The organism is Corynebacterium yudongzhengii (assembly GCF_003065405.1).
In the GTDB taxonomy this organism is placed as follows: domain Bacteria; phylum Actinomycetota; class Actinomycetes; order Mycobacteriales; family Mycobacteriaceae; genus Corynebacterium; species Corynebacterium yudongzhengii.
This window is the reverse complement of the sequence record NZ_CP026947.1, coordinates 2,099,265-2,120,573: the sequence shown is the minus strand read 5'-3', so window position 1 is coordinate 2,120,573 and position 21,309 is coordinate 2,099,265. Positions and strand designations below refer to the sequence as shown.

General features: G+C 65.7%; 16 protein-coding genes. 13 read left to right on the top strand and 3 right to left on the bottom strand.

Annotation, left to right across the window (positions count from 1 at the left end; all coding sequences use genetic code 11):
* Positions 1–715: 715 nt before the first annotated feature.
* The 4 genes from C3B44_RS09865 (at position 716) to C3B44_RS09850 (ending at position 5,768) form a co-directional block, all read left to right on the top strand.
* Complete coding sequence (locus C3B44_RS09865) at positions 716–2,479, top strand: pyruvate dehydrogenase (protein WP_108432214.1); 1,764 nt, start codon at positions 716–718, stop codon at positions 2,477–2,479.
* A gap of 8 nt (positions 2,480–2,487) precedes the next feature.
* Positions 2,488–3,519 carry an alanine racemase gene (locus C3B44_RS09860; RefSeq protein ID WP_108432644.1) on the top strand — a complete coding sequence of 344 codons (1,032 nt, stop codon included), beginning with the start codon at positions 2,488–2,490 and terminating at the stop codon, positions 3,517–3,519.
* Positions 3,520–3,608: 89 nt separating this feature from the next.
* Positions 3,609–4,319, top strand: coding sequence for a response regulator transcription factor (locus tag C3B44_RS09855; RefSeq protein WP_108432213.1), 711 nt, complete (start codon positions 3,609–3,611; stop codon positions 4,317–4,319).
* 15 nt (positions 4,320–4,334) lie between these two features.
* Entirely contained in the window at positions 4,335–5,768 is a 1,434-nt protein-coding gene (locus C3B44_RS09850) for a sensor histidine kinase (RefSeq protein WP_108432212.1), read from the top strand.
* On the opposite strand, the gene C3B44_RS09845 is transcribed toward C3B44_RS09850, so the two are convergent.
* Complete coding sequence (locus tag C3B44_RS09845) at positions 5,765–6,187, bottom strand: HIT family protein (protein ID WP_108432211.1); 423 nt, start codon at positions 6,185–6,187, stop codon at positions 5,765–5,767. The genes C3B44_RS09850 and C3B44_RS09845 overlap by 4 nt on opposite strands.
* Before the next feature lie 53 nt (positions 6,188–6,240).
* Between C3B44_RS09845 and purD the strand changes: the two genes are divergently transcribed.
* The 5 genes from purD (at position 6,241) to C3B44_RS09820 (ending at position 13,316) form a co-directional block, all read left to right on the top strand.
* Positions 6,241–7,524 (top strand): phosphoribosylamine--glycine ligase, encoded by a 1,284-nt coding sequence (purD, locus tag C3B44_RS09840; protein ID WP_108432210.1) that lies wholly within the window; start codon positions 6,241–6,243, stop codon positions 7,522–7,524.
* A gap of 56 nt (positions 7,525–7,580) precedes the next feature.
* Entirely contained in the window at positions 7,581–9,008 is a 1,428-nt protein-coding gene (gene purB / locus C3B44_RS09835; protein ID WP_108432209.1) for an adenylosuccinate lyase, read from the top strand.
* A gap of 481 nt (positions 9,009–9,489) precedes the next feature.
* Complete coding sequence (locus tag C3B44_RS09830) at positions 9,490–10,383, top strand: phosphoribosylaminoimidazolesuccinocarboxamide synthase (RefSeq protein WP_108432208.1); 894 nt, start codon at positions 9,490–9,492, stop codon at positions 10,381–10,383.
* Between the two features lie 62 nt (positions 10,384–10,445).
* On the top strand, positions 10,446–12,596 hold the full coding sequence (locus C3B44_RS09825) for a S9 family peptidase (protein WP_108432207.1): 2,151 nt from the start codon (positions 10,446–10,448) through the stop codon (positions 12,594–12,596).
* Between the two features lie 42 nt (positions 12,597–12,638).
* Positions 12,639–13,316: a DUF2334 domain-containing protein gene (locus C3B44_RS09820; protein WP_108432206.1), complete on the top strand. Its 678-nt coding sequence runs from the start codon at positions 12,639–12,641 to the stop codon at positions 13,314–13,316.
* A gap of 1 nt (position 13,317) precedes the next feature.
* On the opposite strand, the gene C3B44_RS09815 is transcribed toward C3B44_RS09820, so the two are convergent.
* Positions 13,318–16,110: an ExeM/NucH family extracellular endonuclease gene (locus C3B44_RS09815; RefSeq protein WP_235840469.1), complete on the bottom strand. Its 2,793-nt coding sequence runs from the start codon at positions 16,108–16,110 to the stop codon at positions 13,318–13,320.
* 252 nt (positions 16,111–16,362) lie between these two features.
* On the opposite strand from C3B44_RS09815, the gene purS reads away from it, so the two are divergent.
* The 3 genes from purS to purL are packed head-to-tail and all read left to right on the top strand — an operon-like array spanning position 16,363 to position 19,557.
* The gene (gene purS / locus C3B44_RS09810) at positions 16,363–16,596 is read left to right on the top strand and encodes a phosphoribosylformylglycinamidine synthase subunit PurS (protein ID WP_108432205.1); all 234 of its coding nucleotides are present in this window, start codon (positions 16,363–16,365) and stop codon (positions 16,594–16,596) included.
* A complete protein-coding gene (gene purQ / locus C3B44_RS09805; protein ID WP_108432204.1) occupies positions 16,593–17,264 on the top strand; it encodes a phosphoribosylformylglycinamidine synthase subunit PurQ in 672 nt (223 codons plus the stop codon). Before purS ends, purQ begins: the two co-directional genes overlap by 4 nt.
* A gap of 16 nt (positions 17,265–17,280) precedes the next feature.
* Positions 17,281–19,557, top strand: coding sequence for a phosphoribosylformylglycinamidine synthase subunit PurL (gene purL, locus C3B44_RS09800; RefSeq protein ID WP_108432203.1), 2,277 nt, complete (start codon positions 17,281–17,283; stop codon positions 19,555–19,557).
* A 274-nt stretch (positions 19,558–19,831) separates the two neighbouring features.
* Here purL and C3B44_RS09795 read toward each other — a convergent pair whose 3' ends face one another.
* On the bottom strand, positions 19,832–20,824 hold the full coding sequence (locus C3B44_RS09795; RefSeq protein WP_108432202.1) for an acyl-CoA thioesterase: 993 nt from the start codon (positions 20,822–20,824) through the stop codon (positions 19,832–19,834).
* An 87-nt stretch (positions 20,825–20,911) separates the two neighbouring features.
* On the opposite strand from C3B44_RS09795, the gene C3B44_RS09790 reads away from it, so the two are divergent.
* Entirely contained in the window at positions 20,912–21,298 is a 387-nt protein-coding gene (locus tag C3B44_RS09790; RefSeq protein ID WP_108432201.1) for a sterol carrier family protein, read from the top strand.
* Positions 21,299–21,309: the final 11 nt, after the last annotated feature.

Genomic DNA, 21,309 nt, shown 5'->3' with positions numbered 1-21,309 from the left:
GGATGGTCCCGGTTAGGCGGAATGAGCCGCCCGGCGAAACCAGTGAGGCCGGCGGGGTCGCTGGGACGGACGGGGCTGGCGAGGTGTCCAGATCGCATTGCCCGCACGCCCCGCTGTCCACACGCCTCATAGTGCGTTAACGCTGGTCGAAAGCAGGGCTATAGAAAGGAGTGTTCCTTTCGACCGCGCGGGACTCGTTTAGGAGCGCCTCCTTTCGACCAGCGCTAGCACGGTATGGCCCCGGTCAGGCAGAATGAGCTGCCCAGCGAAACCAGTGAGGCAGGCGGGGTCGCTGGGGCGAACGGGGCTGGCGAGGTGTCCAGATCGCATCGCCCGCACACGCCGCCGTCCGCGCGCCTCATAGTGCGTTAACGCTGGTCGAAAGCAGGGCTATAGAAAGGAGTGTTCCTTTCGACCGCGCGGGACTCGTTTAGGGGCACCTCCTTTCGACCAGCGCTAGCGCAACACGCCGCAAATCCAACCCCAACACGCTACAACAAACCCCACACCCCGAACCACCCCAAAACGAACCCCCAACCCCACACAAAGCACAGCCCACACGCCCGTCCGCCCCACCTCATCCTGCCCGCACATGGCAGGATCTCGCGGTCGCGGCAATACTGGACAGCGAGACATAAACAATCCCGAAACCAACCCAACAAAACCAAACGAACCCGAAGCAAAACCAACGAAACCCAAGGAGCTGAACGAACTAGTGGCACGTAACTTCGCCGAGGCGATGATTCAGACCCTCGAGAAGCAGGGCGTGAAGCGCATTTATGGCCTCGTCGGCGACAGCCTGAACCCGGTCTCTGACGCGGTGCGTGATTCGTCGATCGAATGGGTGCACGTGCGCAACGAGGAAGCCGCCGCGTTCGCTGCCGGCGCGGAGTCGCTGATCACCGGCGAGCTCGCCGTGTGCGCCGGTTCCTGCGGGCCGGGAAACACGCACTTTGTGCAGGGGCTTTTCGAAGCCCACCGCAACGGCGCCAAGGTCTTAGCCATCGCCTCCCAGATCCCGAGCGAGCAGATCGGCACCTCGTTCTTCCAGGAGACGCACCCGGAGCATTTGTTCCGCGAGTGCTCGGGCTACCTCGAGGTCGCGCACTCCGCCTATCAGGGCACCCGCATTCTGCATAACGCGATCCAGTCGACGCTCGGCGGCGACGGGGTCTCGGTCATCGTGGTCCCCGGCGATGTCTCCGAAGAGGAGGTCGAGGACACCACCTTCACCGATTCGGTGTTTGCCACCGGCAAGCCCGTCGTCTTCCCGGATTCCGCTGAGGCCGCCCACCTTGCCCAGGCCATCAACGAGGCGGAGACCGTCACCTTGTTCTGCGGTGCCGGCGTCGCTAATGCGCGCGAGCAGGTCTTAAAGCTGGCGGAGAAGATCAAGTCGCCGATCGGGCACGCGTTCGGCGGCAAGATGCACATCCAGTACGACAATCCTTTTGACGTCGGCATGTCCGGCCTCTTGGGCTATGGCGCGTGCTCGAACGCTATGCGCGAGGCGGATCTGCTCGTGTTGGTGGGCACGGATTTCCCGTATGTCGATTGGCTGCCGAGCAAGAACGTCGCGCAAATCGACATCAATCCCGCGCACATCGGCCGGCGCACGACCGTGCATCACCCGGTGGTCGGTGATGTGGCGGCGGTGCTCGACAACATCCTGCCGCATATCGAGGAGAAGGAGGATCGCTCCTTCCTGGATAAGCAGCTCAAGGAGCATGCGGAGCTGATTGGTTCGGTCGTCGACAATTACACCAAGAAGGCGGGCAAGCGGAAGCCGATCCACCCCGAGTACCTCGCCAGCCTCATCGATCAGCATGCCGACGAGGACGCGATCTTTACCGTCGATACCGGCATGTGCAACGTCTGGGCGGCGCGCTACATCACTCCGAACGGTAAGCGCCAGGATCTCGGTTCCTATAAGCACGGCACCATGGCCAATGCTTTGCCGCAGGCCATCGGCGCGCAGTGCGCCGACCGCGATCGCCAGGTGATCACCTTCTCCGGTGACGGCGGGCTGTCCATGCTGCTCGGCGAGCTGCTCACGGTGAAGCTGCACGACCTGCCGATCAAGATGGTCGCGTTCAACAACTCTTCGCTCGGCATGGTGAAACTCGAGATGCTGGTCGCCGGCATGGAGGACTTCGGCACCGACCACGAGGGCGTGAACTACGCCGCCATCGCCGAGGCCATCGGCATCAAGGCGATCCGCGTCGAGGACCCGAAGAAGCTCGACAAGGCCATCAAGGAGGCGTTCACCTACGACGGTCCGGTGCTTCTCGACGTCGTCACCGACCCCGACGCCCTATCCATCCCGCCGGAGATCACCTGGGACATGCTCTTGGGCTTCTCGCGAGCCTCGGCGCAGACGGTGTTCGGCGGCGGCATCGGCAAGATGGCGGACCTGGCCGCGGCGAACCTCAAGCACCTCGGCTCCGCGGCCGATATCAGCAGGAAGCGCTGGTTCTAGTGACAGAGATGCCACCGACCCCGTACGTCGTCATCGATACCGACATCGTCGACGACAACATCGCTCGCATGGCCGAGGCCGCCCGGGCCCATGGCCAGCGCCTGCGCCCGCACTACAAGACCCACAAGCTCCACGAGATCGCGGATCGTCAGCGCGCCGCCGGGGCGACCTCCGCGAGCGTGGCCACGATCGGCGAGGCCGAGGTCTTCGACAAGGTCGGCGATCTCTTCATCGCCTACCCGCTGAACGCCAGCCCGGCCGCCGCCGCCCGCATCAACGCCCTGCGCTCCCGGGTAATCCTGGGCATCGACTCGGTGGAAACGGCCGCGCGCTGGGGCAGTTCTGGCTTATCGACGTCCACCTCCTTCGCCATCGAGGTGGACTCCGGACATCACCGCTCCGGTGTGCCGCCACACGAGGTGCGCCCGGTCGCCGAGGCCCTCGACAAGGCTGGTTTTCAGCTGATGGGCCTGTTCACGTTCCCCGGGCACTCCTACGCGCCGGACGCGCCCCGGAAGGCGGCCGACGACGAGGCGATCGCTTTGCAATCGGCACGCGCGGAGCTGGGGCGCGACGACCTCGTGCTCAGCGGGGGCTCGACGCCGTCGGCCGTATATGCCGATGCGGAGATCATCGACGAGATCCGCCCCGGCGTCTACGTGTTCAACGATGCGCAGCAGCTCGAGCTCGGGACCTGCACCGAGGAGCAGATCGCGCTGAAAATCCGCACGACCGTCGTCTCGCGCCGGGAGGACCTCCACCAGGTGATCGTGGACGCCGGCTCGAAGATCGTCGGCTCGGACCGGCCTGGGTGGACGACGGGCTACGCGCGCGTCGCCAAGCATCCCGAGGCCCGGGTGCCCGCCTTGAGTGAGCACCATGGAACCGTCACCTTCCCCGAAAAGTCCGCGTTGCCGGCGATCGGGGAGGAGCTGGAGATCATCCCGAACCATGTGTGCCCGGTGCTGAATTTGGTCGATACGGTGCGCACGACCGCGGGCGAGACGTGGGAGGTGGCCGCCCGGGGCAAAAACGGGTGAGTAGGGTCATAGTGCCAGCTCAACCATTGTCAGCAAACATTCAGGATACGTTCAGGGTAGGGGAAATGCGGACGTGTTAACTATGAAGCATGTCTGAAGCAACCACCACTCCTGTCAAGGTGCTCGTCGTTGATGATGAGCCGAATATCGTCGATCTGCTGACCGTCAGCCTGAAGTTCCAAGGCTTCGAGGTCGCCACTGCAGAATCCGGGCAGGAAGGCCTCGAGGTCGCTCGCTCCTTCCGTCCCGACGCGTTCATCCTGGACGTGATGATGCCGGGGATGGATGGCTTCGAGCTGCTCGCCAAGCTGCGCGAGGAAGGCCTCGAAGGCCCGGTGCTGTATCTGACCGCCAAGGACGCCGTCGAGGACCGTATCCACGGCCTGACCATCGGGGCGGACGATTATGTGACCAAGCCTTTCTCGCTCGAGGAAGTCATTACCCGCCTGCGCGTGATCCTGCGCCGCGGCAACATCTCCGAAGAAGAAGACGGCGACAACACCATCCGCTACGCCGATCTGACGCTTAACGATGACACGCATGAGGTTACCAAGGCCGGCGAGATCATCGATCTCTCGCCCACGGAGTTCAACCTCCTGCGCTACCTCATGCTCAACGCGGAGGTCGTGCTCAGCAAGGCGAAGATCCTGGACAACGTCTGGCACTATGACTTCGGCGGGGACGGCAACGTCGTCGAGTCCTACATCTCGTATCTGCGCCGCAAGATCGACACCGGCGATACGCCTCTGATCCAGACCGTGCGCGGCGTGGGCTACGTCCTGCGTACCCCGCGGAAGTAGGACGCTTCAGGTTTTATGGCCTCGAGCGCAACCAAGGTACCGAAGAAACCGAAAACGCCCACGACCGAGAAGATCAAGCGGGTCTTAAACCTGCAGACCTGGCTGGTGGTCATCATCGTGGTGATCTCGTCGATCGGCCTGTTCGCCTCCTCGCTGGCGGTGACCACCATCATGCGCGGGGTGCTTTTAGACCGCGTCGATGCCGACCTCTCCGCGAGCGCCGCGGGCTGGACGCAGAACCCGGAGCTCTACCAAACGGGCGCCCTGGTCGGCCCGCCGAGTGAGTTCGCGGTCTTGCAGATCACCCCGACCGGTGCCCAGCACTGGATCAACGTTGGCGATTCCCGGCCGAACTTCTCCGAAGTCGAGATCAACGGGGAGCCGACGAACGTCGACTCGCTCGACGGCTCGCGGGAGGACATCGAGTGGCGCGCCATCGGCGTGAACACCGCCTCGGGCGTGACCATCGTGGCGAAGTCCCTGGAACGCGAGAACCTCATGATCCGCGGGCTGGTCGGCGTGCAGATCTTCATCTCGATCATCGTGCTGGTGTTCATGGCGCTCGTCGGCGCCTGGTTCATCCGCCGCGCCCTGCTGCCGCTGCGCGAAGTCGAGGCCACCGCGCGCGCCATCGCGGGCGGCGACCTCGATCGACGCGTGCCCACCTGGCCGCTGAACACCGAGGTCGGCCAGCTCTCGCGCGCGCTGAACGTCATGTTGGGACGCCTGCAGCGCTCCATCGAAACCTCCCAGAAGAAGGAGGAACAGATGCGCAGGTTCATCGGCGATGCCTCGCACGAGCTGCGCACCCCGCTGACCAGCGTGAGCGGCTACACCGAGCTCTACCGCTCGGGGGCGACCGACGACGCCGAGAAGGTCTTAGACAAGATCAGCGAAGAGTCCCAGCGCATGAAGCTGCTCGTCGAAGATCTGCTTTCCCTCACCCGCGCCGAAGGCTCGCGCCTCGATCTGCGGCCCGTCGACGTCCTCGAGGTCACCATGTCGGCGCGCAGTTCCGCCCAAGCCGCCTTCGCCGGGCGCACCATCGATGTGCAGAACAAATCCGAGAAGCTGCCCGTGGTCAACGGCGATCCCGATCGCCTGCACCAGGTGTTCATCAACCTGATCAGCAACGGGCTGCGCCACGGCGGCGACGACGCGAAGGTGACCATCATCCTGTCCGAGGAAGGCCGCGACATCCTCGTGCGCGTCATCGACGACGGCCGCGGCATGGACGAGGACACCGCCGCCCACATCTTCGAGCGCTTCTACCGAGAGGACAGCTCGCGCTCCCGCAGCAAGGGCGGCTCGGGCCTGGGCCTGGCCATCGTGAAGTCGCTGGTCGAACAGCACGGCGGCGACATCTGGGTCGACAGCCAGCCGGGTGAGGGCTCGACGTTTACCATCCGCCTGCCGCGGCTGCTCAACCCAGAAAACGCGAAGCGCTAAGCCCGCCCCGAACGGTCGACGTCGATGGCGGCGCGCAGGCGCTCGGCGGCGTCGTCCATCTTGGCGTCGTCGGTCTCTTCGGGGGACATGACCGTCGATAAGTCGTATCCCTGCATGTTGTCGGCGGGGAAGACGTGGATGTGGGCGTGGGGGACCTCGAAGCCGGCGATGAGGTAGCCGGCGCGTTCGGAACCGAAGACCTCGATGATCGCCCGGCCGACGAGCTGGGCGACTTCGTTGAGGTGGCTCAACAGCTCCGGTTCGAGGTCAGTCCACTTGTCGACTTCCTTGATCGGCACGACGAGCGTGTGACCATAACGGATGGGTTCGATAGTCAGGAACGCGGCGACGCGATCATCCCGGTAGACGAAGCGCCCGGGGATCTCGCCGTCGATGATCTTCGAAAAGACGCTACTCATGTCCTCAAGCCTAACCACATTTTCGAGACTGTGTCCTATTACACTGATGCAGTATGCGCACCCTTGTGATCGGTTCCGGCGGCCGCGAGCACGCCCTCATCAACGCATTGGCCCATGACCCTGCCATCGACGAGCTACACGCCGCGCCCGGTAACGCCGGCATCGCGCGCCAGGCGACCTGCCACCCGGAGGCCGGGCCCATCGACAACGCGGTGGCCATGGTCACCCTGGCGGAGGAGATTCAGGCCGAGCTCGTCGTCATCGGCCCCGAAGCACCGCTGGTCAGTGGTGTCAGCGACGCGCTGCGTGAAGCCGGCTTCGCGGTCTTCGGGCCGAGCGCGGCCGCCGCGCGCCTGGAGGGCTCGAAGGCCTTCGCCAAGCAGATCATGAAGGACGCCGGGGTGGCCACCGCCACCGCCGATGAGCTCAACCCGGGGGTCAGCGACGCAGAGATCGAGGAGATTCTCGATCGCTACGGGCCGATCTGGGTGGTCAAAGATGATGGGCTGGCGGGCGGAAAGGGGGTCGTCGTCACGCCGGAGCGCACCGCCGCCCGCGCGCATGTCGACGCGGTGCTCGCCGCCGGCAACCCCGTATTGCTCGAGACCTTCCTTGACGGCCCCGAGGTCAGCCTCTTCTGCCTCGTCGACGGCGAGACCGTCGTGCCGCTTCTGCCCGCCCAGGATCACAAGCGCGCCTATGACCACGACGAGGGCCCCAACACCGGCGGCATGGGTGCCTACACCCCGCTGGACTGGCTGCCGGAGGGTGCGACGCAGACGCTTGTCGACGATCTCGTGGCCCCCGTCGCCCGCGAAATGGTCCGGCGCGGCACCCCGTATTCCGGGCTGCTCTACCTCGGTGCCGCGTGGGGCGCGAAGGGCCCGGCGGTCGTCGAGTTCAACGCCCGTTTCGGCGACCCCGAGACCCAGCCGATCCTGTCGCTGCTCAAGACCCCGCTCGGTGAGGTGCTGCACGCCACCGCCACGGGGCGGCTTTCCGAGATCGGCCCGCTGGACTGGGCGGACGAGTACGCGGTGACCGTCGTCGTGGCTGCCAAAAACTACCCGATCAGCCCCGTCAAAGGCGGAGAGATCACCGGCGAGGGTCTCGACGATCCCGCGGTGGTGCTCCACGCCGGCACGAGCCGGGATGCCGAGGGGCGGCTCATTGCCTCCGGCGGGCGTGTGCTCAATATCATGGGCCGGGGCAAAACCTTGGTGCAGGCGTGCGAGGAGGTGTACCGGAACGTCGATAAGCTGCAGCTGGAAGGCTCGTTCACGCGTTCCGACATCGCCCGCAAGGCCGTTGAGGGTGAGATCCGCATCCCCGAATAGATGGTGGCGGGATGCTTAGTCTTCGTCAGTAGTGCTGACGTGCGATACTAAAGGGCGTGGCTGAAAAGAACATCGCAAACGTCCTCGCATCCCGGTACGCGTCTGTCGGCATGACCGAGATCTGGTCGCCCGAGACGAAGATCATCCTCGAGCGCCAGCTCTGGATCGCCGTGATGAAAGCCCAGCGCCGCCTGGGCATCTCCATCCCCGACGGGGTGATCGAGGACTACGAGCGGGTCTTGGAGACCATCGACCTCGAATCCATCGCGCAGCGCGAGCGCGTCACCCGCCACGACGTCAAAGCCCGCATCGAAGAGTTCAACGCCCTCGCCGGCCACGAGCACATCCACAAGGGCATGACCAGCCGCGATCTCACCGAGAACGTCGAGCAGCTGCAGGTCTACCGCTCGCTCGAGACCATTCGCGACAAGGCCATCGCCGTGCTTGCACGCCTGGGCGAGCACGCCGGCAACTACCGCTCGCTGGTGATGGCCGGGCGTTCGCACAACGTGGCGGCGCAGGCGACGACGCTCGGCAAGCGCTTCGCCTCCGCCGCCGACGAGCTGCTGGTGGCGGTCACGCGTGTCGACGAGCTGCTCGACCGCTACCCCTTACGCGGCATCAAGGGGCCCATGGGAACGGCGCAGGACATGCTCGACTTGGTCGGCGGCGACCGCTCGAAGCTCGCCTCTCTCGAGCGCTCAATCGCCGATTTCCTCGGGTTTTCCCGCATCTTCGACTCGGTCGGGCAGGTCTACTCGCGCTCGCTGGACTTCGACACCATCTCCGCGCTGGTGCAGCTCGGTGCTGGCCCGTCCTCGCTGGCGACCACCATCCGGCTCATGGCCGGCAACGAGACCGTCACCGAAGGCTTCAAGGAAGGCCAGGTCGGCTCGTCCGCGATGCCGCACAAGATGAACGCCCGTTCGTGCGAGCGCGTCAACGGACTGCAGGTCATCCTGCGCGGCTACCTGACCATGACCGCTGATCTCGCCGGCCAGCAGTGGAACGAAGGCGATGTCTCCTGCTCCGTGGTTCGGCGCGTGGCGCTGCCGGACGCCTTCTTCGCGATCGACGGCATGTTCGAGACCTTCCTCACCGTCCTCGAAGAATTCGGTGCTTTCCCCGCGATGATCGACCGCGAACTCGAGCGCTACCTCCCGTTCCTCGCCACCACCCGCCTGCTCATGGCGGCGGTGCGTGCCGGGGTCGGACGCGAAGAGGCCCACGAAAAGATCAAGCGTCACGCCGTCGACGTCGCCCTGAACATGCGCGAAAACGGCGGTGAGCAGGACCTTCTCCAGCGTCTGGCCGCTGATCCCGACTTCCCGCTCGGCGAGAGTGAACTGGAGGAGGCGCTGGCGGATCGCCATGCGTTCATCGGTGCCGCCGAGGCCCAGATCGACCGCGTCTTGGCTCGGATCCGCGACCTGGTCGGCGATCACCCCGAAGCCGCGAAGTACCGGCCGGGGGAGATTCTGTAGGTTCGCGTTCGCCGGCGTTTTTGCAGGTCAGGTGGTTCGTGTGGCCTGCGGTCTTGCTGGGTTGGCGTGTTGCGCTAGCGCTGGTCGAAAGGAGGGGGCCTAAAGGAGTCCCGCGCGGTCGAAAGGAGTAGCCCTTTCTATAGGGGTGATTTCGACCAGCGTTAGCGCACTATGGAGCATTTGGCTAGAGAAGTGTGCAGGTGGCGCGAGTCGGGTGTCGTGCCAGTCTCGTTTGCCTCAGTAGCCCCGCCTGTCCCACTGCTTTCGCCGGGCGCCTCGCGCCGCCTAATGGGGCTATGCCGCGCTAGCGCTGGTCGAAAGGAGGCGCTCCTAAACGAGTCTCACGCGGTCGAAACCAGCACTCCTTTAGGGGTGACTGTTTTCGACCAGCGTTAACGCACCATGAACACACCCCACCCAAACACGCACCCCACACCCGCTGCGCAGCCGCGCAAGCGTCATAGGTCTAGACTGTCGTGACATGCGACCCGAGTTGTCCGAATACCCGCATCTGTCCGCCGGTAAGGTCCGTGAGCTCTACGAAGTCGATGACGATCACCTGTTGATGGTCGCCACCGACCGCATCTCCGCCTTCGATCACGTCTTGAGCCCGGAGATCCCCGATAAGGGGCGCGTGCTCACCGCGATGAGCATGTTCTTCTTCGACAAGATCGGCATGCCGAATCACCTCGCCGGCCCTGCCGACGACGAACGCATTCCGGAGGAGGTGCTGGGGCGGGCGCTCGTCGTGAAGCGGCTTGAGATGATCCCGTTCGAGTGCGTCGCCCGCGGTTACCTCACCGGCTCCGGGCTCAAGGAGTACCGCGCGGATGGCACCGTGTGCGGCATCCGCCTGCCGGAAGGGCTGACCGAGGCTTCGCGTCTGCCCGAGCCGATCTTCACCCCGGCCACGAAGGCGGAGCAGGGTGACCATGATGAGAATGTGAGCTTTGGGGTCGTCGAGAAGCGGCTGGGCACCGAGCGTGCCACCGAGCTGCGCGAGGCTACCCTGCGGATTTACTCCGAGGCCGCCGACATCGCGCGCGAGCGCGGCATCCTGCTCGCCGACACCAAGTTCGAGTTCGGCCTCGACGGCGATGGGAAGCTGGTGCTGGCCGATGAAGTCCTCACCCCCGATTCCTCGCGCTACTGGCCGGCGGAGGGCTGGGAGGAAGGCAAGGTGCAGCCGAGTTTCGATAAGCAGTACGTGCGTAACTGGCTCAGCAGCGACAAGTCCGGATGGGATACGTCCTCCGATGTCGCGCCGCCGGAGCTGCCCGGCTCGGTCGTCGAGGCCACCCGCGAGCGCTACATCGAGGCCTACGAGCGCCTGAGCGGCGAGAAGTTTTCGCGCTGGCCGGGTCGCAACGCCTAAAAACGCCTAAAAACGCCTAAAAACGCCTAGCCAATACGCCCGCAAAAGGTAGGGTGGCGGGCATGCAATTTTCTGCTCAGAGCGATAACGGCTCTACCAACGCCCCTCAGGCACCCCGAGCAGCGAAGAAGCCGCAGTTCAGGGTGCGTCACGGCCGGGAGATCGTCGATAACTACGAGTGGCTGCGCGACAAAGAATCCCCCGACACCCTCGCCTACCTCGAGGCGGAAAACGCCTACACGAAGCAGAAGACCGCGCACCTGGATACCTTGCGCGAGAACATCTTCGAAGAGATCCGTTCGCGGGTGAAGGAGACGGACATGTCCGTGCCCACCCGCGCCGGCGACTGGTGGTACTACGCGCGGATCTCCGAAGGCAAGAGCTATGGGTATTCGTGCCGGGTGCCCGTCGATAAGCAGGATGATTCCTGGGTACCGCCGACGATTCCCGACGACGGCCCCGCCGACGGCGAGCAGGTGCTGCTGGACCTCGACACGCTCGCCGAGGGCCACGACTTCTTCACCCTCGGCGCGTCCTCGGTGACCACCTCGGGGTGCTACCTCGCCTACTCCGTCGATACCACCGGCGATGAGCGCTTCGATTTGTTCGTCAAGGATTTGGAGACCGGTAAGCTTCTCGACGACCGGCTCACCGGCATCTTCTACGGCGCCACGTGGGCAGGGGAGGACTACCTGTTCTACAGCCGCGTGGACGACGCCTGGCGCCCGGACAGCGTGTGGCGGCATAAGATCGGCACGCCTGAGAGCGAGGACGTGCTCGTCTACCGCGAGGAGGACGAGCGCTTCAACGTCGGCATCGGCGGCACCCGCAGCGAGCGCTACCTGTTCATCGAGTCCGGCTCGAAGATCACCACCGAGGTGCGCATGCTGAAAACCGATGATCCCACCGGAGACTACGAGCTGCTGTGGGAGCGCGAGTCGGGGGTGGAATACACCGTCGACGAGGTGCTTATCGACGGCGAGTGGCGCCTCATCGTCACCCACAACGCCACGGGCCCGAACTTCGCGATCAGCGAGTGCGCCATCGATAACCGCCCGCCGCTGCGCGAGCTCACCGACCTTGTGGCCCACGACGATGAGGTGCGCATTGAGGGCGTCGACACCTTCTCCTCGCATATCGTGCTGTCCTACCGCCGCGGCGGAATCGGGCGCGTGGCCCTGATGCGCCTGCCCGAGCACGGCTACGGCACCTTCGAGGAGATCGAGTTCGACGAGGAACTCTTCACCGCCGGCGCCGGCGCTAACGCCGAGTGGGAAGCGCCGGTGCTGCGCATGGGCTACACCTCGTTTACCACCCCGGCGACGGTGCTCGACTACGACCTCGCCACCGGCGAGAAAACCATCCTCAAGCAGCAGGAGATCCCGAACGGCTACCGCCGCGAGGACTACACCTCCTACCGGATCTGGACCACGGCGAGCGACGGCACCGAGATCCCTGTCTCCGTCGTGCACCGTGCGGACCTCGACACCACGACGCCGAACCCGACCCTGCTCTACGGCTACGGCTCCTATGAGGCCTCCATGGACCCGGGCTTTTCCGTCTCCAGGCTCTCGCTGCTCGATCGCGGCATGGTCTTCGTCATCGCGCACGTGCGCGGCGGCGGCGAGATGGGCCGCAACTGGTACGACGACGGCAAGATGCTGCGCAAGAAGAACACCTTCACCGACTTCATCGCGGTTGCCGACGACCTCGTCGCCCGCGGCCTGACCACCCCGGACCAGCTCGTCGCCGAAGGTGGTTCCGCGGGCGGCATGCTCATCGGCGCGGTGGCGAACATGGCCCCGGAGAAGTTCGCCGGCCTGCTGGCGGTCGTGCCCTTCGTCGACGCGTTGACCTCCATGCTCATGCCCGAGCTGCCGCTGACTGTGCCCGAGTGGGACGAGTGGGGAGACCCCTACCACGACCCGGAAGTCTATGACTACATGGCCTCCTACGCGGCGTACGACAACGTCGTCGCGCAGGACTACCCGGACATTCTGGCCGTGACCAGCCTTAACGATACCCGCGTGCTCTACGTCGAGCCGGCGAAGTGGCTGGCCAAGCTCCGCGAGTTCGCCACCGGCGGGGAGATCCTGCTGCAGACGGAGATGTCCGCCGGCCACGGGGGAGTCTCCGGGCGTTATGACAAGTGGCGCCAAACCGCCTTCGAATACGCCTGGCTGGTGCACAAGGCCACGGGCCTGAGCTCTTAACACGACGCGACAGAAGGCGGTGTTCGTGAGATAATCGCGACCATGTCCGGCCGCCTTCTCGTCTCCGTCTCGTCGATCTTCTCCGAGACCCTGCGTGATGTCCGGAAGCTGCTCGACACCCTGGACAGCGAGGACATCCCGGTCTCATTGCTGGTCGCGCCGCATATCGACGGCAACTGGCACCTCGCCAAAGACCGCACCATGCGTAAATGGCTCGAACACGAGCGCGACGGCGGTCGCCTGCTCATACTCAACGGCTTCGACAAGGCGGTCCAGGGGCGCCGCGCCGAGTTCTCGACGCTGGATGCCCACGAGGCCCGCCTGCGGCTGAAAGGCGCGACGCGGCAGATGGCCTCCCTCGGCTTCGAGACGGATATCTTCGCCCCCCCGCGCTGGCGGATGTCGGCCGGCACCCTCGAGGTGCTCCCGGAGTTCGACTTCCGGCTCGCCGCCTCGTCGAAGGGCCTGCACAACCTGAGCGACGGCTCCTTCTACAGCGCCCGCAACCTCTCCTACGGCGAGGGCTTCGGCGCCGCGAAGTGGTGGCGCCGCAACATCATAAGAGCGGCCGAACGCGGCGCTGCGAAGGGGAACTCGATTCGCCTGTCCGTCTCCGGCCGAAACCTAGAGCAGAAGAAGACGATGCGAGACTTCGTCACCGCCGCGAAGGCCGCCCGCGCCGCCGGGGCCATCCCCGGCGACTATCGCGACTTCCGCTGACCTACCAGGGCAGCAGGCCGCGCAGGTCCTCGAAGAGCTGCTGGAAGCCGTTGCCGTTTCGGTCGTCCTGGTCCTGCTGGAACCAGTAGACGATCCCGGCGATCACCGCGGCCACGACGCCGAAGGCGCCGAGGGTAAGCAGCACGTTCGCGCCGGAAGACTGCAGGACGGAGCTGCCGAGCGAGCTCTGCGAGCTGTTGCTCGAACCGGCGGTGGTGCCGTCGCCACCGTCGTCCTGGCCCTGGCCGGTGTCGCCACCGTCGCCCTGGCCGTCACCGTCGCCCTGGCCGTCGTCGTCACCCCCGCCGGCGATGTTCAGGCCGACCTTGATCGGGTCGTGGTCGGAGGAGCGGAACGGCGAGTCGTCGTGGAAGTCGACGGCGTTGTAGTTACGGCGGGAGTACTCGAAGGCGATCGGCTCGTCGCCGTTGATCTCCCACACCAAGGCGTCGGCGACCATGTCGACGGCCGCGTCGTTAGCCAGCACGTGATCCAGGGAGCCGAGCTGGCCCTGGAACTGGTAGGTCGGGGTGTGGCCGGCGAACTCGGTGTTGAGGTTGGTGAAACCGTCCACCCGGAGGGTGCGCACCGCATCCTCCTGGGAGTAGGAGTTCAGATCACCAAGGATGAAGACGGGCTCGTCCGCCCAGTCCTCCTGCTCGGCGAGGTTATCCAGCAGAGCGCGCGCCTGGTTGTTGCGCACGGTGGGGTTGTTGCCCTGGCCATCGCCGCGGTCGGCGTCGCCGGCGGCCACCGAGCCCTTGGACTTGAAGTGGTTGTTCACCAGCACGAAGTTCTCGTCGCCGGCGACGGTCTCGAACTCCTGGGCCAGCGGCTGGCGGGCGGTGCCGGTGTACGCCGGGTCATCGAAGATGCGGGACTCGCCGACCGGGGTGACGGCATCCGGCTGGTAGATGTAGGCAAGGCGGATGTAGTCCTCGTCGGTGCCGAAGTCGTCCGGGTTCTCCGGGGAAGCGACGTAGTCCCAGCGGTTGTCGCCGGCGGCGTTGAGGGCGTCGACGAGTCCGGCGAGCGCCTCGTCGCGACGCGCCGCATCCCCGGTGACGGTGAAGGTGTTCTCGATCTCCTGCAGGCCGACGACGTCGGCATCCATCGTGTTGATCGCGTTGACGATCTTGGACTGCTGGTCCTGGAAGGCCGACTCGCTGAAGGCGCCGCGCACGTCGCAGTAGTTCGCGGCGACCGGGTTGCCGTTGATGTCGGTGTAGGCCTCGCAGCCCGGCTCGTCCTCACCCAGCGAGGTGAAGTAGTTGAGCACGTTGAAGGTGCCGATGGAGATATCGCCCTCGACCTGGGAGATCTCCGTGAGCGCCTGGTCGCGGCCGTCTTCCCAGGCGATCGGCAGGTCAGCGCGGGCGGTCTCGCCGGTGACCGGGCTGGTCGGCTGCAGACGCCACAGGTCGTGGTCGTAGTCGACGATGACCGGGTGCTGGAAGTCGACCGGCTCATCGGTGCGGATGGTCTGGATGTCGGTGCCACCGTCGGCGGAGATGTACGGCAGCGGAACAGAAGCATCGCCGCGGCCGTAGTTGCCGGTGCGGCCGTCGTCGAGGGTGATCAGGCGCAGGTCGTTGAGCTCCTGCAGCTCGTTGGCTTCCTGGCCCGGCATGACCACGTCGGTCGGCTGGTAGAGCGGATCCTCAGGATCCGGTGACAGGCCGATCTCGCCGTAGGCGTTGAGCTGGTAGTTGTTGGTCACCGTGTGGGTGCCGGTGGGCAGCACGAGCATGTGCTCGTAGGCCTCGCGGGCGGCGTCGCCCTCGGGCAGGTAGTCGATCTCGATGGGGGTGACCTCGTCGAAATCCTCCTCGGCCTGCTCGACGGTGACCCCACCCGACAGCTGGGTGGTGCCGAAGTGCTCGCCGGCGGTGCCGGTGACGATCACGGAATCGCCGATCGCCGGGTAGTTGCCATCCGCGCCGACGTAGACGAACAGCGCCTGGGAGGCGTCGCCTTCCGCCTGCGGGCTCTCGCCGGTGCCCGGGGTCTGGATGATGAAGCCGTTCTTGCCGCCTTCGTCATAGACCGCGGTAACCACGCCGCGGGTGGTCACCTCCTGGCCGTCTAACGGGGTGGTCTCGCCGGTGCCCTGGATCTCGGCGATGGTTACCTCCGCGCCGGGAGTCGGGGCCTCGGTGTCGTCGTCACCCGGCTCGCCCGGCTGTGCCGGGGCCTCGCCGGTGTCGCTGGAGTTCTGCGGGGTGGGGGCGGCGACCTCGAAGTCCTCGGCGTTGTTGTCGGTATCGACGGCCGGGTCGGTGCGCTGCACCGACGTGGAGTTCGAGGCGCGCGGGGCCGGAGCGGTCTCATACTTGGTCGCATCGCCCCAGCCGACGAGGTCGGCCACCTCGCCGGCGGCGTCGCGCAGCTCGGCGATCGCCTGGGTGCCGGAGAAGTTGAAGTCGCCGGTCTCGTCGGCGGTGGGCAGCTCACCGGTGGTGTTGTTGCCGGCACTGCCCTGGACGAGGTAGTAGCTGTTGGCCGGGATGGTGCCGGTCAGGGTGTAGGTGTTGCCGGTGTTGCCGGCGACGGACTGCTGGTCGATGACCCAGCCGGAGACGTCGACCGGGGCGTCGGTCGGGTTGTACAGCTCGACGAAGTCGTGGGTAAAGACGGAGCCGTTGTTGCCGCCTCCGCCGTAGACCTCGGAGATGACGATGTTGCCTTCGGCGTCCTGGCCGATGGCGACCGGGGTGGCGACGAGCGCGGTGGCGGTGGCCACGGCGGTCGCGATCGCGCCGACGCGCACCCGAGACTGCACTGGAGTAGACACGAAAATTTCCCTTCAGAAAGTCCAATGAAAGACGACGACTTGAAAAGTCACAATTAGATATAGGTCACCCGTCGCGGGCCCGCCCGGCGAGTATTCAGCGGCTCCTGCGGGTTTTATATGCGTTCACACAGTTTTCATCCAGAGTTCGTGGTGGCTGCGGCGTTTGCGGGGGTGGCGGGTGAAGTAGGTCTCGCGAGTGCGGCCCGGCTAGACTGGCGATGTCCATACTGCAGCGAAGTAAGGGATACAGATATGGCCCGCGTAGTAGTCAATGTCATGCCGAAGGCCGAGATCTTGGACCCGCAGGGTAAGGCCGTGCTCCACGCCCTCGAGAGGCTCGAGATCTCCGGAGTCAGCGAGGTCCGCCAGGGCAAGCGTTTCGAGCTCGAGGTCGATGATTCGGTCACAGACGAGCAGCTGGACGAGGTCGCCTCGACCCTGCTCGCCAACACCGTGATCGAGGACTACGAGGTGGTGCGCCCGTGAGCGCCAAAATCGGTGTCATCACCTTCCCCGGCACGCTTGACGACGTCGACGCACTCCGCGCCGTACGCCTCGCCGACGCGGAGCCGGTCAGTCTGTGGCATGACGACGAGGACTTAGCCGGCATCGACGCCGTCATCGTCCCGGGCGGTTTCTCGTACGGCGACTACCTGCGCTCCGGTGCGATCGCCTCGCTCAGCCCCATGATGCGGGCCGTGAAAGACGCCGCCGGCAAGGGCATGCCTGTGCTCGGCATCTGCAACGGTTTCCAGATCCTGACCGAAACCGGCCTGCTCGAGGGCGCGCTCACGCGCAACGAGAACCTCAACTTCCACTGCACCGACACCTACCTCACCGTCGAAAACACCGACACCGCCTGGACCAACCACTTCGACGACGGCGCGCGTATCTACATTCCCGCCAAGCATGGCGAAGGCCGGTTCCAGGCGTCGGCGGAGACCGTCGAGAAGCTGGAGAAGGAAGGCCGGGTCGTGTTCCGCTACACCGACAACTTCAACGGCTCCGTCAACAGCATCGCCGGCATCACCAGCGACAACGGCCGCGTCGTGGGCCTGATGCCGCACCCGGAGCACGCCGTCGAGGCGCTCACCGGCCCGTCGACGGACGGCCTGGGTCTGTTCCTCTCCGCCATCTCGACGATCGCCGCGTAAGGAGTATCCGAAGACCATGACTGTCACCAACGACACCGTCGCGCACGCCCTCGAGACCCCCGAGCTCGAGCAGCCCTACGAGGAGCTCAGCTTAAAGAAGGACGAGTACGAGCGCATCAAGGAAGTCCTCGGGCGCCGCCCCACCGACGCGGAGCTGACCGTCTACTCCGTCATGTGGTCGGAGCACTGCTCGTACAAGTCCTCCAAGACCCACCTGCGCTACTTCGGCGAGACCGCCACCGAGGAGATGAACTCCAAGATCCTCGCCGGCATCGGGGAAAACGCCGGAGTCGTCGACATCGGCGACGGCAACGCCGTGACCTTCCGCGTTGAAAGTCACAACCACCCGTCGTTCGTCGAGCCCTACCAGGGTGCGGCCACCGGCGTCGGCGGCATCGTCCGCGACATCATGGCCATGGGCGCACGCCCCATCGCCGTCATGGATCAGCTGCGCTTCGGGCCCGCCGATGCCCCCGATACCGCCCGCGTGCTTCCCGGCGTGGTGCACGGCATCGGCGGCTATGGCAACTCCCTGGGCCTTCCCAACATTGGTGGCGAGACCGTCTTTGACCCCGCCTACGCGGGTAACCCGCTGGTCAATGCGCTGTGCGTGGGCACCCTCAAGGTCGAAGACCTCAAGCTCGCGTTCGCCTCGGGCACCGGCAACAAGGTCATGCTCTTCGGCTCGCACACGGGTCTCGACGGCATCGGCGGCGTCTCCGTCCTCGGCTCCGAATCCTTTGAGGAAGGCGCCGAGCGCAAGCTGCCCGCCGTCCAGGTCGGCGACCCTTTTGCCGAGAAGGTGCTCATCGAGTGCTGCCTCGAGCTGTATGCGGCCGGCGTGGTCGTCGGCATCCAGGACTTGGGTGGCGGCGGGCTGGCGTGTGCCACCAGCGAGCTGGCGGCAGCTGGCGACGGCGGCATGCGCGTCAACCTCGACAACGTACCCCTGCGCGCCACAGACATGACGGCCGCCGAGATCCTCGCCTCCGAGTCGCAGGAGCGCATGTGCGCGGTGGTGACGCCGGAGAACGTCGAGAAGTTCCGTGAGATCTGCGCCAAGTGGGACGTCACCGCCGCCGAGATCGGTGAGGTCACCGATGAGAAAGATCGCTACGTCGTCTACCACAACGGCGAGCTGGTCATCGACGCGCTGGCCTCCACCATCGACGAAGGCCCCGTCTACGAGCGCCCTTACGCCCGCCCCGACTGGCAGGACGAGCTGCAGGAGATGGCCGAGCTGCCCCGGCCGACCGACCTGCGTCAAACGCTTCTCGACCTCGTCGCCTCCCCCGCTCTCTGCTCCCGCGACTACATCACCGAGCAGTACGACCGCTACGTCCGCGGCAACACCGTCCAGGCCCGCCACGCGAATGCCGGCGTGTTGCGTATCGACGAGCACACGCACCGCGGCGTCGCCGTCTCCACGGATGCTTCCGGCCGCTACACCAAGCTCGACCCGAACATGGGCGCGCGCCTGGCGCTGGCGGAGGCCTACCGCAACGTGGCCGTCACCGGCGCACGCCCGGTCGCGATCACGAACTGCCTCAACTTCGGCTCGCCCGAGGAGCCGGCGATCATGTGGCAGTTCCGCGAGGCGGTGCACGGCATTGCCGACGGCGCCGTGGAACTCGGCATCCCCGTCTCCGGCGGGAACGTCTCCTTCTACAACCAGACCGGCGAGGAAGCGATCCTGCCGACCCCTGTCATCGGCGTGCTCGGCGTCATCGACGATGTGCGCGACAGCATCGCCAACGCCGCCGGCGCCTGCGGCGAGCCCGAGGTGCTCATCCTGCTCGGCGAGACCAAAAAGGAGTTCGGCGGCTCCGTCTACCAGGAACTCGCGGGTGCCGAGCTCTCCGGCCTGCCGCCGCAGGTCGACCTCGCCAACGAAAAGAAGCTCGTCGAGTTCTTCGCCGGCAACTCCGCCATCACCGCTGCGCACGACCTCTCCGAGGGCGGACTGTTCCAGGCCGTCTTCGAGATGCTGCGCAGCTCCGGCGCCGGCGTCGAGCTGGATCTCTCCAAGGTCCACGAGGATGACTTCGTCGCCCTACTCAGCGAGTCCGCGTCCCGCGCCGTGATCGCCACCACCGCCGACCACTTCGACCTGGTACTCAAGCGTGCCGACGACCACGGCATCCCCGCCGCCGTCATCGGCACCACCGACGACACCGGCGAGATCCGCCTGCCTGGCGTCACCCTGCCGCTGGCGGAGCTGGAAGAGGCCTGGTCCGCGACGCTGCCGGATCTGTTTAACCGCGCTCTCGGCGCGAACTCGGTGGTGGAGTAGGGCGTTCGCGTGGGTGCGGTTCCCTGAACTGCGGGAACGCCGCTCTGCGGGTTGGCGTTTTCGCCGCGGGTTGGCGTTTTCGCCGCGGTCGAAAGAAGTTGCCCCTAAAGGAGTCCTGGTTTCGACCGCGTGGGACTCCTTTCTATAGGGGTGATTTCGACCAGCGCTAGCGCACCACGAGCAGCAATCCCACAGAACGCCCAAACCCCCGGATCAGCTACCTCGCCAGCCGCACAAGCAACCGCATAAAGCCAGCTAAGCAGACTCGGAAACCCTAATCCGTGTGCTGCGCCGCGGAGGGGGTGATGAGCGGATGTGGGGTGAATTCGGCGCGCAGTTCGCGCAGGATCTGGGCGTGCTCGGAGAGCCGTTTGTCTTCTTCGGTGAGGGGGATGAATTGGCGGGCGGGCAGGGGATTGCCGTCGCTGTCCATGCCCATGTAGCTGACGGTGGCGTGGATGGCTTCTTTGAGGTGTTCGCGTCCGCCGCGGGGGTTGCCGGAGCGGACGTGGACGGACATCTGCATGCTGCGGCGGTCGGTGCGCATCATGCGGGCGTCGACTTCGACGAGGTCACCGATGTGGATCGGTCGGTAGAAGCGGATGCCGCCGGCGTAGACGGCGACGGTGCGTTCGCCGGCCCATTCCATGGAGCAGGCGCCGCCGGCTTCGTCGATCCATTCCATGGCGGTGCCGCCGTGCACGTTGCCGCCCCAGTTGATGTCGGTGGGTTTGGCCAGGAATCGGGTGATGAGCCGGGGTGCGTGGGAGGGGCCGTCGTAGGTTTGTTTTTCCATCTCGTCTTGGATGGCGTGGCGGAGGTCGATGCGGGAGCGGGCGGCGTCTTCGACGCGTTTTTCTTCGTCGGTCTCCGGCACGAACGTGTCCACGGGGGTGGCTTTGCCGGTTTCGGCGTCTTTGGCCACGAAGATGACGAGGCAGTCGCAGGCGCGTGTGAAGATGCCTTCGGCGGGGTCGGCGGAGTAGACCTCGTTGACGATGTGCATGGAGGAGCGCCCGGTCATCGCGAGGCGGGAGCGTACTTCCACCAGGTGGCCGGAGGGGATGGGGCGGGTGAAGTGGATGTGGCCGACGTAGGCGGTCACGCAGTAGGTTCCCGACCATTGCACCGCGCACGCGTAGGCGGATTTATCGATCCACTCGAGTACGCGTCCACCGGATACTCCGCCGGTTCCGGTGTGGATGACATCGGTCGGCGCCGCGAGGAAGCGCAGGGTGATACTCGGGGACTTGGTTGTCTCGGTCATGTGCTTGGTCTCGTAGCCTTTCCGGTGCTTATAGCATGCTTATAGCAGGTGAACTAGCGTAAAATCCTATCTCACTACACTAGATGCATGGCGAAAAAGATTGACCCGGAGACCCTGCGCGCGAGCGTCGCCAAGATCAGCGACTGGCTGGATCGAGGCGCCCCGGATGCTGATAGGCCAGCTCGGCAGCCGCTTGCCGCCGCCGTCCGCGCCACCGCCCGCACCCTCGCCCAGGATGCGCCGGGCCACAGCGTCGAGGTGCGCATACCCCCGTTCGTGGCAGTGCAGTGTATCGAGGGGCCGGTGCACACCCGCGGCACGCCCCCGAATGTCGTGGAGACGGACGCCCGCACGTGGCTGTTGTTGGCCACGGGCAGGCTCAGTTGGGAAGAGGTGTTGGACGCGCGTCGGGCGGATGTCTCGGGCTCGCGGGCTGCGGAGATTGCGCGCTGGCTGCCGATCATCGAGTGCTGATGGACGAGCGA

Excerpts from the sequence above, each read along its gene's own strand:
- C3B44_RS09795 (WP_108432202.1), bottom strand. The coding sequence starts at position 20,824 with ATGACCGAGACAACCAAGTCCCCGAGTATCACCCTGCGCTTCCTCGCG.
- C3B44_RS09825 (WP_108432207.1), top strand. The coding sequence starts at position 10,446 with ATGCAATTTTCTGCTCAGAGCGATAACGGCTCTACCAACGCCCCTCAG.
- C3B44_RS09790 (WP_108432201.1), top strand. The coding sequence starts at position 20,912 with ATGGCGAAAAAGATTGACCCGGAGACCCTGCGCGCGAGCGTCGCCAAG.
- C3B44_RS09850 (WP_108432212.1), top strand. The coding sequence starts at position 4,335 with ATGGCCTCGAGCGCAACCAAGGTACCGAAGAAACCGAAAACGCCCACG.
- C3B44_RS09855 (WP_108432213.1), top strand. The coding sequence starts at position 3,609 with ATGTCTGAAGCAACCACCACTCCTGTCAAGGTGCTCGTCGTTGATGAT.
- purD (WP_108432210.1), top strand. The coding sequence starts at position 6,241 with ATGCGCACCCTTGTGATCGGTTCCGGCGGCCGCGAGCACGCCCTCATC.
- C3B44_RS09830 (WP_108432208.1), top strand. The coding sequence starts at position 9,490 with ATGCGACCCGAGTTGTCCGAATACCCGCATCTGTCCGCCGGTAAGGTC.
- C3B44_RS09845 (WP_108432211.1), bottom strand. The coding sequence starts at position 6,187 with ATGAGTAGCGTCTTTTCGAAGATCATCGACGGCGAGATCCCCGGGCGC.
- C3B44_RS09820 (WP_108432206.1), top strand. The coding sequence starts at position 12,639 with ATGTCCGGCCGCCTTCTCGTCTCCGTCTCGTCGATCTTCTCCGAGACC.
- C3B44_RS09860 (WP_108432644.1), top strand. The coding sequence starts at position 2,488 with ATGCCACCGACCCCGTACGTCGTCATCGATACCGACATCGTCGACGAC.
- purL (WP_108432203.1), top strand. The coding sequence starts at position 17,281 with ATGACTGTCACCAACGACACCGTCGCGCACGCCCTCGAGACCCCCGAG.
- purS (WP_108432205.1), top strand. The coding sequence starts at position 16,363 with ATGGCCCGCGTAGTAGTCAATGTCATGCCGAAGGCCGAGATCTTGGAC.